This window comes from Polymorphospora sp. NPDC050346 (assembly GCF_040655695.1).
Taxonomy (GTDB): Bacteria; Actinomycetota; Actinomycetes; order Mycobacteriales; family Micromonosporaceae; genus Polymorphospora; species Polymorphospora lycopeni.
On sequence record NZ_JBFAKM010000016.1, the window covers coordinates 1 to 14108 of the forward strand.

At 74.0% G+C, this 14108-nt stretch carries 9 protein-coding genes; 5 read left to right on the forward strand and 4 right to left on the reverse strand.

Annotated elements, in window-relative coordinates:
* The first annotated feature begins 209 nt into the window (after positions 1-209).
* The 5 genes from AB0I42_RS18070 to AB0I42_RS18090 all read left to right on the forward strand — a co-directional run bounded on the left by AB0I42_RS18070 (position 210) and on the right by AB0I42_RS18090 (position 7499).
* The gene (locus AB0I42_RS18070) at positions 210-815 is read left to right on the forward strand and encodes a TetR/AcrR family transcriptional regulator (protein ID WP_357538664.1); all 606 of its coding nucleotides are present in this window, start codon (positions 210-212) and stop codon (positions 813-815) included.
* Between the two features lie 11 nt (positions 816-826).
* Complete coding sequence (locus AB0I42_RS18075; protein WP_357538665.1) at positions 827-2527, forward strand: acyclic terpene utilization AtuA family protein; 1701 nt, start codon at positions 827-829, stop codon at positions 2525-2527.
* Positions 2528-2695: 168 nt separating this feature from the next.
* The gene (locus AB0I42_RS18080) at positions 2696-4294 is read left to right on the forward strand and encodes a carboxyl transferase domain-containing protein (RefSeq protein ID WP_357538666.1); all 1599 of its coding nucleotides are present in this window, start codon (positions 2696-2698) and stop codon (positions 4292-4294) included.
* Between the two features lie 7 nt (positions 4295-4301).
* Positions 4302-6326 (forward strand): biotin carboxylase N-terminal domain-containing protein, encoded by a 2025-nt coding sequence (locus tag AB0I42_RS18085; protein WP_357538667.1) that lies wholly within the window; start codon positions 4302-4304, stop codon positions 6324-6326.
* 15 nt (positions 6327-6341) lie between these two features.
* Complete coding sequence (locus AB0I42_RS18090) at positions 6342-7499, forward strand: acyl-CoA dehydrogenase (protein ID WP_357538668.1); 1158 nt, start codon at positions 6342-6344, stop codon at positions 7497-7499.
* 13 nt (positions 7500-7512) lie between these two features.
* Here the strand turns inward: AB0I42_RS18090 and AB0I42_RS18095 are convergent, their stop codons facing one another.
* Genes AB0I42_RS18095 through AB0I42_RS18110 form a run of 4 tightly spaced genes read right to left on the reverse strand, consistent with a single transcriptional unit; the run spans position 7513 to position 14086 of the window.
* Positions 7513-9165, reverse strand: a complete 1653-nt coding sequence (locus tag AB0I42_RS18095) for a protein kinase (RefSeq protein WP_357538669.1) — start codon at positions 9163-9165, stop codon at positions 7513-7515.
* On the reverse strand, positions 9162-9587 hold the full coding sequence (locus tag AB0I42_RS18100) for a hypothetical protein (protein WP_357538793.1): 426 nt from the start codon (positions 9585-9587) through the stop codon (positions 9162-9164). The genes AB0I42_RS18095 and AB0I42_RS18100 overlap by 4 nt, the downstream gene beginning before the upstream one ends.
* 12 nt (positions 9588-9599) lie before the next feature.
* Entirely contained in the window at positions 9600-13256 is a 3657-nt protein-coding gene (locus AB0I42_RS18105; RefSeq protein WP_357538670.1) for an adenylate/guanylate cyclase domain-containing protein, read from the reverse strand.
* The gene (locus AB0I42_RS18110) at positions 13253-14086 is read right to left on the reverse strand and encodes an MBL fold metallo-hydrolase (protein WP_357538671.1); all 834 of its coding nucleotides are present in this window, start codon (positions 14084-14086) and stop codon (positions 13253-13255) included. Before AB0I42_RS18110 ends, AB0I42_RS18105 begins: the two co-directional genes overlap by 4 nt.
* Between the last annotated feature and the right edge of the window lie 22 nt (positions 14087-14108).

The window sequence follows — 14108 nt, forward strand, 5'->3', positions numbered from 1 at the left end:
ATGACGCGCCCGGCCGGGCCGGGCCGGCCGCGCCGGGGCCGGCCCCCCCCCCGGCGGGGGGGGGGGCCCCCCCCCCGCCCCCCCCCCCCCCCCCGCGTCTCAGGCGGCGGCCGTCGCCTGTGCGATCTGGGAAACCCGCTGGGGCGAGATGCCGAGCATCTAAACAAGCAGGCTTGACTGTTTGTTTCTGAGCATGGACGCTCTTTGGCATGGCTGCCGCCGTACCGCGGGCTTCCCAGCAGGAGCGCAGCCGTGCCACCCGGGCGCGGCTGCTGGAGGCGACCGTCGAGTGCCTCGTCGAACGGGGCTGGTCGGGTACGACGACGACGCTGGTCGCGACCCGCGCCGGTGTTTCCCGGGGCGCCCAGTTGCACCACTACCCGACCAAGGCGGCGCTGGTCATGGCCGCCGTCGAGCATCTGTCCGACCGCCGGGCCGCCGAGATCCGGGCCGAGGCGCAGGCCCTGCCCACCGGGCCGGACCGGCTCGACCGGGTGGTCGACATGCTCGCTACCGCGTTCACCGGGCCGCTGTTCGTCGCCGCCCTGGAGGTCTGGGTCGCCGCCCGCACCGACGCCGAACTGCGCGCGGCGCTGGTGCCCCTGGAGGCGCGGGTCGGCCGGGAGATGCACCGGCTGACCGTCGAACTGCTCGGCACCGACGAGCGCCGGCCCGGCGTACGCGAGGCGGTGCAGGCCACCCTCGACCTGTTGCGCGGCCTCGGCGTCGCCAACCTGCTCACCGACGACTCGACCCGGCGGGCCGCGCTGCTCGCCGCGTGGAAACAGCAACTCAAGGGGATCGTGAACCGCTGACCGGAGGCCGCATGATCAGGATCGGGAACGCGTCGGGCTTCTACGGCGACCGCTTCGCGGCCTGGCGGGAGATGCTCGACGCCGGCCAGCTCGACGTGCTGACCGGCGACTACCTCGCCGAACTGACCATGCTGATCCTGGGCCGGGACCGGCGTAAAGATCCGTCGCTGGGCTACGCGAAGACGTTCCTGCGCCAGATGGAGGACTGCCTCGGCACCGCGCTCGACCGGGGCGTGCGGATCGTCACGAACGCCGGCGGGCTGAACCCGGCCGGGCTGGCGGACGCGCTCGCGGGGCTCGCCGACCGGCTCGGCGTGCCGGCCCGGATCGGGTACGTCACCGGCGACGCACTCGACCGCCCCGGCGCGCTGACCGCCAACGCCTACCTGGGCGCGTTCGGGATCGCCGAGTGTCTGACGGCCGGCGCGGACGTGGTGGTGACCGGCCGGGTCACCGACGCGTCGCTGGTCGTCGGGCCGGCCGTGGCCCACTTCGGCTGGACCCGTGACGACCTCGACGCGCTGGCCGGCGCGACGGTCGCCGGGCACCTGCTGGAGTGCGGGACACAGGTGACCGGCGGCAACTTCAGCTTCTTCACCGAGTTGCCGGACGGCGGCCACCGGCCCGGCTTCCCGATCGCCGAGGTGCACGCCGACGGCTCCTCGGTGATCACGAAGCATCCGGGCACCGGCGGGGCGGTGACGGTCGAGACGGTGACCGCGCAACTGCTCTACGAGATCGGCGGCCCCGACTACCTCGGCCCCGACGTGGTCACCCGCCTCGACACGGTCACCCTCACCGCCGAGGGTCCGGACCGGGTACGCGTCGACGGCGTACGCGGCACTCCACCGCCGCCGACGCTCAAGGTCGGGGTCAACACGCTGGGCGGGTTCCGCAACTCGATGACGTTCGTGCTGTGCGGGCTGGACGTACCGGCGAAGGCGGCGCTCGTACGCGGCCAACTGGAGGCGGCACTCGGCCGCGACGGGCTGGAGTTCACGCTGGCGCGTACGGACCATGTGGACGCGGTGGACACCGAGACGGCGAGCGCGCTGCTGCACGTACACCTGCGCGACGCGGACCCGAAACGGGCCGGGCGGGCGTTCTCGGCGGCGGCGGTGGAGCTGGCGCTGGCCTCCTATCCGGGCTGCACCCTGACGACACCGCCCGGCGACGCGACCCCGTACGGAGTGATCACATCGGACACCGCCCCCCAGGACGGGGTCCCTCATCTGGCCGTCCTCCCCGACGGCTCTCGGATCCCCATCCCCCCACCCCCCGAGATCCCCGTGATCAGGGATCAGGACCCGCGTGCCGCCGGCGGGTCGACCGCCCGACTCCCTGATCACCACGATCTCGGCGACGGCGGCAGCAGTGGGGGCGAGCGCGGCAGCGGGCGGCGGGGGGCGCTCGGGGAGGTGGTCGGGGCGCGGTCCGGCGACAAGGGCGGTGACGCCAACCTCGGGGTGTGGGCGCGAACCGAGGCCACGCATGCCTGGCTGCGTGACTGGTTGACGGTCGACCGGCTGCGGGAGTTGCTGCCGGAGACCGCCGGACTCGACGTCGAGCGCCACGAGTTGCCCAACCTGCGGGCGGTCAACTTCGTCGTACGTGGCCTGCTCGGCCAGGGGGTCTCCGCGTCGACCCGGTTCGATCCGCAGGCCAAGGCGCTCGGCGAACTGCTCCGGTCCCGGATCGTCGAACTGCCGTGACCGGGCGACGACTGACCACGTCGGGAAACGACGGCGGTCGAAGTCGGTCAGACAAATCTCCAATACGCCGCGATCCGTGTCGCTCCGGGCGAGACGCTCGTTACGGAGGTGGCATTGACGGAGAACATCGCCGTCGCGGCGGCATCGCGAAGGGCATGGGGTTGTGACGTGACTGTCCTCGATACGGCCATCGATCCGCGTACCCAGGCTTATCTGGAGAACCGGGGGGCGATGCTGGAACGGCTCGCCGAACTGGACGCCGTGCTGGAGACGGCCCGCGCGGGCGGCGGCGAGAAGTACACCACCCGCCACCATGCCCGTGGCCGGCTGCTTCCCCGCGAGCGGATCGAGTTGCTGGTCGACGAGGATTCACCGTTCCTGGAGCTGTCGCCGGTGGCCGGCTGGGGCACCGACCATCCGATCGGGAGTGTGGTCACCGGGATCGGGGTGGTCGAGGGCGTCGAGTGTGTGCTGATCGCCAACGACCCGACCGTACGCGGCGGCGCGGTCAACCCGTACTCGTTGCGCAAGACCCGGCGGGCCGGCGAGATCGCGCTCGCCAACCGCCTGCCGCTGGTCAACCTGGTGGAGTCCGGCGGCGCCGACCTGCCCAGCCAGTCGGAGATCTTCATCCCGGGTGGCCAGATCTTCCGCGACCTGACCCGGCTCTCGGCGGCCCGGATCCCGACGATCTCGGTCGTCTTCGGCAACGCGACCGCCGGCGGGGCGTACGTGCCCGGCATGTCCGACTACACGATCATGGTCCGGGGGCAGTCGAAGGTGTTCCTGGCCGGTCCGCCGCTGGTGCGGATGGCCACCGGTGAGACCACCGACGAGGAGTCGCTCGGCGGGGCGGCGATGCACGCCGGCCGGTCCGGGCTGGCCGATTTCCTCGCCGAGGACGAGCGCGACGGCCTGCGGCTGGCCCGGCAGTGCGTACGCCGGCTGAACTGGCGCAAGCTCGGGCCGGGGCCGCGCACGGCGTCGGTGACCCTGCCGAAGTACGACCCGGAGGACCTGCTCGCGGTGGCCAGCGCGGACCTGCGGGTGCCGTTCGACCCGCGTGAGGTGCTGGCCCGGGTGCTCGACGGCTCGGAGTTCGACGAGTTCAAGCCGGCGTACGGCAGCGCGCTGGTCACCGGCTGGGGCGAGTTGCACGGCTATCCGGTCGGGGTGCTGGCGAACGCCCGCGGGGTGCTGTTCTCGGAGGAGTCGCAGAAGGCGACGCAGTTCATCCAGCTCGCCAACGCCGCCGACACCCCGCTGGTGTTCCTGCAGAACACGACCGGCTACATGGTCGGCGCCGAGTACGAGCAGCGCGGCATCATCAAGCACGGCGCCCAGATGATCAACGCGGTGGCGAACTCGACGGTGCCGCACCTGACGGTCAACCTCGGGGCGTCGTACGGCGCGGGCAACTACGGCATGTGCGGGCGGGCGTACGACCCGAGGTTCCTGTTCACCTGGCCGAACGCGAAGTCGGCGGTGATGGGGCCGGCGCAGTTGTCCGGGGTGCTGTCGATCGTGGCCCGGCAGGCGGCGCAGGCCCGGGGCCAGCGGTTCGACGAGGAGGCCGACCTGGCGATGCGGCGGACGGTGGAGCAGCAGATCGAGTCGGAGTCGGCGGCGCTGTTCCTGTCCGGCCGGCTCTACGACGACGGGGTGATCGATCCCCGGGACACCCGTACCGTGCTCGGGTTCTGCCTGTCCGCTATCCATAATGGACCGATCAGGGGCGCCGAGGGCTTCGGCGTCTTCCGGATGTGAGGACCCGATGATCCGCAGACTCCTCGTGGCCAACCGGGGCGAGATCGCCCAGCGGGTCTTCGCCACCTGCCGGCTGATCGGCATCGAGACCGTCGCCGTCTTCTCCGACGCCGACGCCGACTCGCCGCACGTCGCCGAGGCCGACTACGCCGTACACCTGCCGGGAAACGCGCCGACCGCCACATACCTGCGGGGTGACCTGATCATCGCCGCGGCCCGGCGGACCGGGGCCGACGCGATCCACCCGGGCTACGGCTTCCTCGCCGAGAACGCCGCCTTCGCCGCCGCGGTCGCCGATGCCGGCCTGACCTGGGTCGGCCCGCCCGCGAAGGTGATCGCGGTGATGGGCTCGAAGATCGAGGCGAAGGCGGTGGTCGCCGACGCGGGCGTGCCCGTACTGCCCAGTTTCGCCGACCCCGACCAGGTCACCGAGTTCCCGGTGCTGGTCAAGGCGTCCGCGGGCGGTGGTGGCCGCGGCATGCGGATCGTCCGCGACGCCGACTCGCTGGCCGAGGCGGTCGCGTCCGCCCGCCGCGAGGCGGCCGCCGCGTTCGGCGACGGCACCGTCTACGTCGAGCGCTACGTCGAACGGGCCCGGCACATCGAGGTGCAGATCTTCGCCGACGCCCAGGGCAACGTGGTCCCGTTCGGCGAGCGGGAGTGCTCGATCCAACGCCGGCACCAGAAGATCATCGAGGAGACGCCGTCGCCGGTGGTGACCCCGGCGATGCGCGAGGAACTGTGCGCCGCCGCGGTGGCGACCGTACGCGCCGTCGGCTACGTCGGTGCCGGCACCGTCGAGTTCCTGCTCGCACCGTCCGGCGAGTTCTTCTTCCTGGAGATGAACACCCGGCTCCAGGTCGAGCACGCGATCACCGAGTGCGTGTCCGGCTTCGACCTGGTCCGGCTGCAACTGTTGGTCGCCGAGGGCGCCACCCTGCCGATGGCCGGCCCGCCGCCGATCCGCGGCCACGCCATCGAGGTACGGATCTGCGCCGAGGACCCGGCCTTCGCCTGGCAGCCGTCGACCGGCACCCTGCACCGGTTCCACGTGCCCGACGTGTCCGGGCGGTTCCGGCCACTGGTCCAGCCCGGCCTGCGGCTCGACTCCGGGGTGCGCGACGGCTCCGTGGTCGGGGTCCACTACGACTCGATGCTGGCGAAGCTGGTGGCCTGGGCGCCGTCCCGGCACGAGGCGGCCCGGCTGCTCGCCGCCGCGCTGAGCCGGGCCGAGATCCACGGCGTGGTCACCAACCGCGATCTGCTGGTCCGGGTGCTGCGGCACCCGTCGTTCCGGTCCGGTGGTTTCGACACCGGATTCCTCGACCGGCATCCGGAGGTCTTCGCCCCGTTGCTGTCGTCGGTCGACGCGGTACGGATGTCGTGCCTGGCCGCCGCGCTCGCCGGTGCCGCGCGGCGGCGGGCGACCGCGCCGGTGCTCGCCTCGCTCCCGTCCGGCTGGCGCAACGTCGTGTCGGCCGCGCAGATCGTCCGGTACGACGGGCCGGCCGGCCCGGTCGAGGTCGGCTACCGGCTGGACCGCTCCGGCGAGCTGGCGAACTGGTGGGTCCGCGCGTTCGACCCCGACGACTACGACCTGACCGGCACCGGCCAGCCGCCGGTCACCGAGGACCACCCGCCGATCGCCGTGGTCCGTGCCGACCCGGACCGGGTGGTGCTCGACATCAACGGCATCCGGCTGTCCCTGGACGTCAACCGGGTCGGTGACGTGTCGTACGTGGACAGTCCGGAGGGGTCGGTCGCGCTGACCGCGCTGCCCCGCTTCCCGCGACCGACGCCGGAACTGGAGGACGGTTCGCTGGTCGCCCCGCTGCCCGGCACGGTCGGTCGGGTGCTGGTAGACGTCGGCCAGCGGGTCCGGGCCGGCGAGCTGCTGCTGACGCTGGAGGCGATGAAGCTCGAACACCCCGTACACGCCCCGTCGGCCGGGGTCGTCGCCACCCTGCCGGTCAGCGCCGGCCGGCAGGTCGACACCGGCACCGTGCTGGCGGTGATCGCCCCACCCGACTAGCCAGGAGGCCCCCTCATGGACTTCGACCTCACCCCCGAGCAGGCACAGTTACGCGACGCCGTACGGGCCCTCGGCCGCTCGTACGGTCACGGCTACTACGTGGCCCGGGCGAAGGCCGGCGAACCGACCACCGAGCTGTGGGCCGACGCCGGCCGGCTCGGCTATCTCGGGGTCAGCGTGCCAGAGGAGTACGGCGGCGGTGGCGGCGGCATCACCGAGCTGTCGATCGTCTGCGAGGAGCTGGCGGCGGCCGGCTGCCCACTGCTGCTGCTCGTGGTGTCGCCGGCCATCGTGGCCACGATCGTCGCCCGGCACGGCACCGAGGGGCAGCGCAAACGGTTCCTGCCCGGGATCGCCGACGGCTCGCTCAAGGTGGCCTTCGCGATCACCGAGCCGGAGGCGGGGTCGAACTTCCACAAGCTGGGGACGGTGGCCCGCCGCGACGGCGACGACTGGCTGCTGTCCGGGCGCAAGTGCTTCATCTCCGGGGTCGACGAGGCGTCGTACGTGCTGGTCGTGGCCCGTACCGCCGACGCGGCCACCGGCCGGCTGCGACCGGCGCTGTTCCTGGTGCCGACCGACGCGGCCGGCCTGACCAGGTCGAAGCTGGAGATGGAGATCGTGTCACCGGAGAACCAGTGGCTGCTCTACCTCGACGACGTCCGGGTGCCGGCCGACGCGCTGGTCGGCGACGAGGAGACCGGGCTGCCGGCGCTGTTCACCGGTCTCAACCCGGAGCGGATCACGGTCGCCGCGATGAGTGCCGGCACGGCCCGGTACGCGCTGGAGCGGGCCTCCACCTACACCGCGACCCGGCAGGTCTGGGGCCGGCCGGTCGGCGCGCACCAGGGCGTGTCGCACCCGCTGGCGCACGCCGCGGTGCAGGTCGAACTGGCCCGCCTCATGATCGCCAAGGCGGCGGGGCTCTACGACGCGGGCCGGGACGTGGAGGCGGGCGTCGCCGCCAACCTCGCCAAGTACGCCTCGGCCGAGGCCGCGGCGCTCGCCGTCGACACCGCCGTGCAGGCCCTGGGCGGCAACGGCATGACCACCGAGTACGGCGTCGCCACGCTGCTCGGCGCGGTACGGGCGACCCGGATCGCGCCGGTCAGCCGGGAGATGATCCTCAACTTCGTGGCCCAGCACGTGCTCGCCCAGCCGAAGTCGTACTGATCTTCCGGGCCGCTCAGCCGCCCAGGGTGGGCCGGTCGAGCTGGTTCGGGCCGCGCCCGGCGAGGCACCGGTAGCTGAGGTCGCCGGCCGCCACCGCCTCCGGCGTCGGCGGCAGCACCTCGAGCTGCCACCCGCCGAGGTTGAGCATCAGCGAGGTGGTGAGCAGGTTCGTCGTGTTGCACAGTCGGCGGACCGCCGGGTCGGCGACGATCGTGGCGTGGTCGGCCCCGGCGACGTCGGCCGGCAGGTCGCCGATCGCGTAGGTCTCCCAGGTGTGCGGGCCGGTGCACGGCACCCGGCTCGCCACCAGCCGGCCGCCCTGCGTCCGGGTGTCGCCGAAGCACTCCATCTCGCCCGGGCAGCGGGCGCCGTCGGGCAGCGGGATCAGGCAGCCGGGCAGCGCGCCGCCGAAGTTGGTCGGGCCGGTGCCGCCCGGATCGGTCGACATGCTGGCGGTCGGGGTCGGGGTCGGGGTCGGTGCCGCCTCCGGGCGGGTCGCCACCCACCAGGTGCCGGCGGAAACCATGACCAGCAGCACGAGTACGCCGAAGACACCGAGCACCCACGGCAGCTTGCGGCGCCGCGGCGACATGGTCGCGGGGTAGCCGCCGTGCGGGTCGCCGGGTCCGGCCGGGCGCGGCCCACCGGTCGGCGGGTGTGGCGGCGGCCCGCCGGCCTGGTGCGTCCCCGGCGCCGCGAACCCGCTCTCGTACGGCCCGGCGGGCTGGTAGGTCACGCTGATCGGTGGCTTCGACGGGTTGGCGTCGGCGGGCGGACCGGACGGTGGCGCCCACGGGCTGACCGGCCCGAGCCGGGCCGGGCCGTCGGCGACCTGGCCGGTGTCGAGCGGGAGGGCGAGGAGCACGTCCCGCAGTTGGACGGCGGTGGGCCGGGCGTCGGGGTCGTTGGCCATGCCGGCGCGCAGCACGTCGAGCAGGGCGGCCGGCACCCCGGGCAGGTCCGGAAGGGGCTGGCTGAAGAGTTCCAGCAGGGCGATGATGCTGGGGCTCTGGTCGGTCTGCCAGCGCGGCGGCTTGCCGTGCATGATCGCGTAGATGGTGGCGCACAGCGCGTAGACGTCGGAGGAGGGCGTGGGGTCGCTGTGCCGGAACATCTCCGGTGGCGCGTACGCCGGGGTGAGCACCTCCAGGGTGAGCGAGGTGTCCCGGTATTCGGCGATGACGGCCAGCCCGAAGTCGGCCAGTGCCGGTTCGCCGAAGCGCGAGTGCAGGATGTTGGCCGGTTTGACGTCGCGGTGCAGGACGCCGAGTTCGTGTGCGTCGGCCAGCGCGTCAGCGATCTTGGCGCCGACGTCGCGCGCCTCGGCGGGGCCGAGCGGCGACGACCGCATCCGCTCGGCGTACGAGCCGTCGCAGAGTTCCATGATCAGGTAGGGGTGCCGGTCGGCGGTCACCCCGGCGTCGAAGAGGTCGACCACGTGCGGGTGCGACGACATCCGCCCGGCCGCGCGGGCCTCGCGCAGGAACCGGCGCTGGTCGCGGTCGCTGTCGAGGGTCCGGTTCTCGACCTTCACGGCGACCTCGCGGCCGACCGACTCCTGGACGGCTCGGTAGACCGTGGCGTATCCCCCACGGGCAAACACCGACAGATCCGACAGACCAGGCACCACTGGCAGTGGTAGCTGGCCTGGCGGGGTACCGGTCACGGGTTAGAAGGTACCGAAGTCCGCCGCTTCCGCTCGAACCACAACGCCAGCCCGGTCGCCACCGCGCCCAGCCCCTCCCACAGCGCCACCCCGAAGAAGCGGTCCGGCGCGGCCTCGGTCAGCACCAGGACCGTGAACACGGTGAAGGTCACCATCCGGAAGATGACCGTGAAAAGGAAGAACGGCCGCCACTCGGTCGCCGCGGCGAGCAGGTAGTAGACACCCATGTTGAGCGAGGCCATCGACGAGGCCGCCATGAAGGTGCGGGTGTAGTCGCCGGGCGCGCGTTCGTCGAGCACCTCGAAACCGAGCATGACCAGGAGCGTGTCCGGGTTGATCAGCCCGGTCACCCCCATCAGCACGGCGAGCAGACCGAATACGGCGATCGTCCACCCCGAGGCCGAGCGGGGGATGATATTGATGCGAGGCACGCCCTAGGGTAGCGGTGCGGCCGGCGTGGCGGAATCGTCGCGTACGCCGGAATCCGGGCCGCCGCCGAGAAGATCCCGCAGCGCCTCCGCCGCCGTACGCTCGCTCACCTGCTCGGTCGAGTGGGCCAACCGTACGGCGTCGTCGGCCGCGACCAGCGCCTCGGCCGGCAGCCCGTTCGCGTGCAGCGCCCGCGCCAGCACACCTGCCGTCAGCACCCGGCTGCGCACGTCCTCGGCCGGCATCGACACCGCCCGCCGGGCCCAGTCCAGTGCCTGCACCGCCTGCCCCTCGGCCAGCAGCGCCGACGCGTAGCGGGCCACCGCCTGCGCCCGGGGGAACAGCAGCGACGGTTCCTTCGCCGTGGCGGCGAGCGGCGCGAGCAGCCCCACCGCCATCGCCGCGTCGCCGGCGGTGAGCCGGGCGGTGGCCAGCAGCACCCGCGGTCCGACCTGGGCCGGCGCCAGCGGGTTGTGCGGTTCGACCGCGGTCAGCACCCGTCGGGCGTCTCGTTCGGCCGCCTCGACGTCACCCCGGTCGAGGGCGACGAACCCGCGCAACGTGCCGGCGAACCCGGTCAGCAGCGGGTGCCCGGTCCGCTGGCCGTAGCCCAGCGCGTCGGTCAACAGGTCGGCGGCGTGCTCGTGCTCGCCCAGGCTGCGGGCCACCGCACCGCGGACGACGAGGGCGAACCCCCGGCCCCAGTCGTCGGAGGCGGCGTCGAAGTCGCGATAGGCGCGCCGGGCCTCCCGGTCGGCGTCGGCCAGCTCACCCAACTCGGCGGCGGCGAACGCCTCCACCGCCCGCAGGGTGCCGACCGCCCACGCCTCGCCCACCCGCTCGCCGAACGGCAGGAAGAGCCGGGCCAGCCGGCGGGCCTCGGCCAACCGGCCGGCGAGCAGCCGGGCGAAGGCGGTCGTGCCGCGCAGCCAGGACCGGCCGACCGGGTCACCGAGCTCGGCGAAAAGGCGGGCGGCCCGGCCGAGCACCGCGTCGGTGCCGGCGAAGTCGCCACGCGTCGTCGTCACCCAGGCCAGGTTCTGCAACGACCACGCCTGGCCGAGCCGGTCACCGGCGGCCAGGTTGACCTGGTAGGCGGCGGCAAAACGACTGCTCGCCCGGCTGAGCCGGCCGGCGAGGAAGTCGGCCATGCCGAGCCGCCGCATCGCCTGGGCGCGTTCGGTCGGCAGCCCGGCGTCGGTCGCCACCTGGAGAGCCTCCTGCCAGATGGGCACCGCCCGGGCTTGTTCGCCCAGCGTCGCGTAGGCCCGCCCGGCGATGAGCAGCGCACCGGCCCGGCTCGCCGCGTCGTCGCCCGCGTTGGCACCGATCTTCTCCGCGTAGGCCAGCGCGTCGGCGACCCGTCCGGTCTGGAGCAGGGCCCGGGCGTGGATCAGCCGGTCGGCCGCCGGCACCAGGTCGTCGGCGAGCGCGGCGGCCCGTTCGGCGTACGCGACCGCGGTCGCCGGCTCGCCGGCGGCGCTGGCCCGCCGGGCGGCCCGGCCCAGCGCGGCGACGCCCAGCGGCGCGACCGCCCGGGCCACCGAATCCGGCCGCAGCCCGACCGCGTCGGCCAGGCTGACCGCCCGCTCGACGTGGTCGGCGATGAACGCGTCCCGCTCGGCGGCGGGCAGCCCGCCCGGTGTGACCGTCGCGCCGAGGACGGCGGATGATTCGCCGGCCGGGCGGGCGGCCCACTGGGCGAGGGCGGCATGCCGCTCGGCGAGATCCGCCTTACCGATGCCGGCGTAGGCGGCCTCCCGCATCAACGGCGTCGTGAAGGCGTAGCCCTCCCGGACCCGGTGCAGCATCCGCCGCTGGAGTAGCTCGTCGACGGCGCGTTCCAACTCCACCGCGATGACGGCGGTCGGCCGGCCGTCGCGCCCGCCCCGCCGTTCGCGCAGCGCCTCCAGCGTGCCGGCAGGCACCGAGTCGCCGATCACGGCGGCGTCGCGCAGCACCGAGCGGGCGTCGGGCGGCAGCGCGTCGATCCGGGCGGCGAGCACCGCGGCGAGGTCGCGGGAGAGCAGCCGGCTGCCCAGCGAACCGGGTACGAGCCGCCATGTACCGGCCGAGTTGGCCCCGACCGCGGGGGTCAGCGCCCCCCGTTCCCGCAGCAGGGTGACCAGTTCGGCGAGGTAGAACGGGTTGCCCTGGGCGGTCGCCAGCAGCCGGTCGGCGTCGGGCTGCGGCAGCCGGCCGCCGCCGAGGTAGGCGGTCAGCAACCGGGCGGCGTCGGCACCCCGCAGCGGTGGCAGGGCGTGCACCTCGGCGTCGGCGACCCGGGTCAGTGCCCCGGCGGTGCGGACCAGTTCGGGGCGGCCGAGCAGCAGCACCAGCACCGGCCCGGCGAGCCGGGACAGGGTCACGCCGAGGGCGTCGACGGTTTCCGGGGTCGCGTCGTGCAGGTCGTCGACCACCACCAGCAGCGGTGTCTCGCCGGCCAGCGCGGTGAGCAGGTCGGCGACCGCCGTGGGTACGGCGTCGGCGTCGACCGTCGGCGTCTCCTGAGCCCAGTCGTTCGCCGGCGTCGGCGCACCGATCTCGGGCGGCATGTCGCCGTAGCCCATCAGGGCCATCAGCAGGTCGACGGCGACCGTCGGCGGCTCGCCCCGGTGCCGGGTCAGCCGCTGCCCGAGCCGGCGCAGCCGCTCCTCGACGACCGTACGGGTCACCGCGGTGGCCGCGTCGCGGGGCAGGCCGACGGTGGTGCGGACCAGGTCGGCGAGCGGGCCTAGCCGGCGCCGTTCGCCGAAGGCGGCGCAGCGCACCGACAGCACCCGGGCGCCGGTGTGGCTGGCGAAGCGCCCGGCGCCGACGTCGTAGCCGGCCGCGAAGCGTTCGACCTCGGCGGCGAACCGCGACTTGCCGATGCCGGCCTCGGCGGTCATCACCAGCACCCGCGGCTCGTCCTGGTCGATGACCTCGGCGAGCCGGCCGGCGACCCGGCCGATCTCCGCGTCGCGGCCGACGAACGGCGCCTCGTCGCCGAGCCCGGACCGGGTGCCGGGCGCGTCGAGCAGGCCGAGCAGCTCGTACGCCTCGACCGGCTCGCGTTTGCCCTTGAGCCGCAGCGGCCGCAGATGGCGCCAGGAGGCGACGTGGCGGGTGGCGGCGGAGGTGGTGGCACCGGCGTAGACCGCGCCGATCGCGGCGGCGTCGGCGAGCCGGGCGGCCGTGTTGACCGTGTCACCGATGACGGTGTATTCGATGGCGGCCTGGATGCCGGCGACCACGTCACCGGTGTTCAGGCCGACCCGCAGCCCGAGTGGCGCGCCGCCGCCGCGCTCGTCGTCGAGGACCCGGCGGACGGCCCGCTGCATCGACAGCGCCGCGCGGACAGCCCGTTCGGCGTCGTCCTCGTGGGCGACGGGTGCGCCGAAGACGGCCATGATGCCGTCCCCGGTGAGCTTGTCGACGTGGCCGCCGAAGGTCTTGACCGCGCCGGCCAGGGAAGCCAGCACCCGGTCGGTGACCGCACCGACCCGCTCGGGGTCGAGGTCCTCCGACCAGGAAGTGAAATCGGACAGGTCGCCGAAAAGGACGGTTACCACCCGTCGTTCGGCGGCCGGAAGGGTCGCGGCGGCCGGCAGCGCGGCTCCGCAGTTGTGGCAGAACCGCGCGCCGGGCACGGCGACTGTTCCACACACCGGGCAGGTCACGGAGGGTCCAACCCACCGGAGCCCGGGCCGGATTCCCCGTTTTCCCGATCCAGGTGTGCGAGTTGGGCCCGGACCGACCATTCGGCGGCCGCCCACAGCGACCGGTCGACGTCGGCGTAGACCGTGGCGACCACCTCGGCCGGGGTGGTCGCGCCCGCGGCGACGGCCTGCCGCACCTGGTCGAGCCGGGCCCGCCGGTGGGCCAGGTAGAACCGGGCGGCGGCCGCGCAGTCGGCGAGCGCCGGGCCGTGCCCCGGCAGCGCCGGCACGTCGTCGTAGGCGGTGAGCAGTTCGAGGCTGGCGAGGTAGTCGCCGAGGTCGCCGTCGGGCCAGGCCACGATCGTGGTGCCGCGGCCGAGGATCGTGTCGCCGGTGAAGACCGCCCGCTCGCCGCCGGCGTCGACCACGAAGCAGACCGAGTCGTGGGTGTGCCCCGGCACCGCCAGCACCTCGATCCGCAGCCCGAACCGGCTGAGGTCACCGCCCGGCTCCGGCACCTCGGCACCGATCCGGTGGGTGGGGTCGACCGCGATCACGTCGACCCCGCCGAGCAGCACGGAGAGCCGGCCGGCGCCCTCGACATGGTCGGGGTGACCGTGGGTGATCAGGATGGCCCCGACCGGCGCGTGCCCGGCGATGGTGGCGAGATGGTCCGGGTCGTCGGGCCCGGGGTCGATGACGACGGCCGACGCGTCACGGTCGGCCCGCAGCACCCAGGTGTTGGTGCCGTCGAGCGTCATCGGCCCCGGGTTCGGCGCACGCAGCAGGGTCGCCCAGCCCGGGAGTCGGGTCGCCAGCGCCGCCGCCGGTGCTGTCACGTGCGCGGTCATGGCTGCGATCGTACGACCCGGA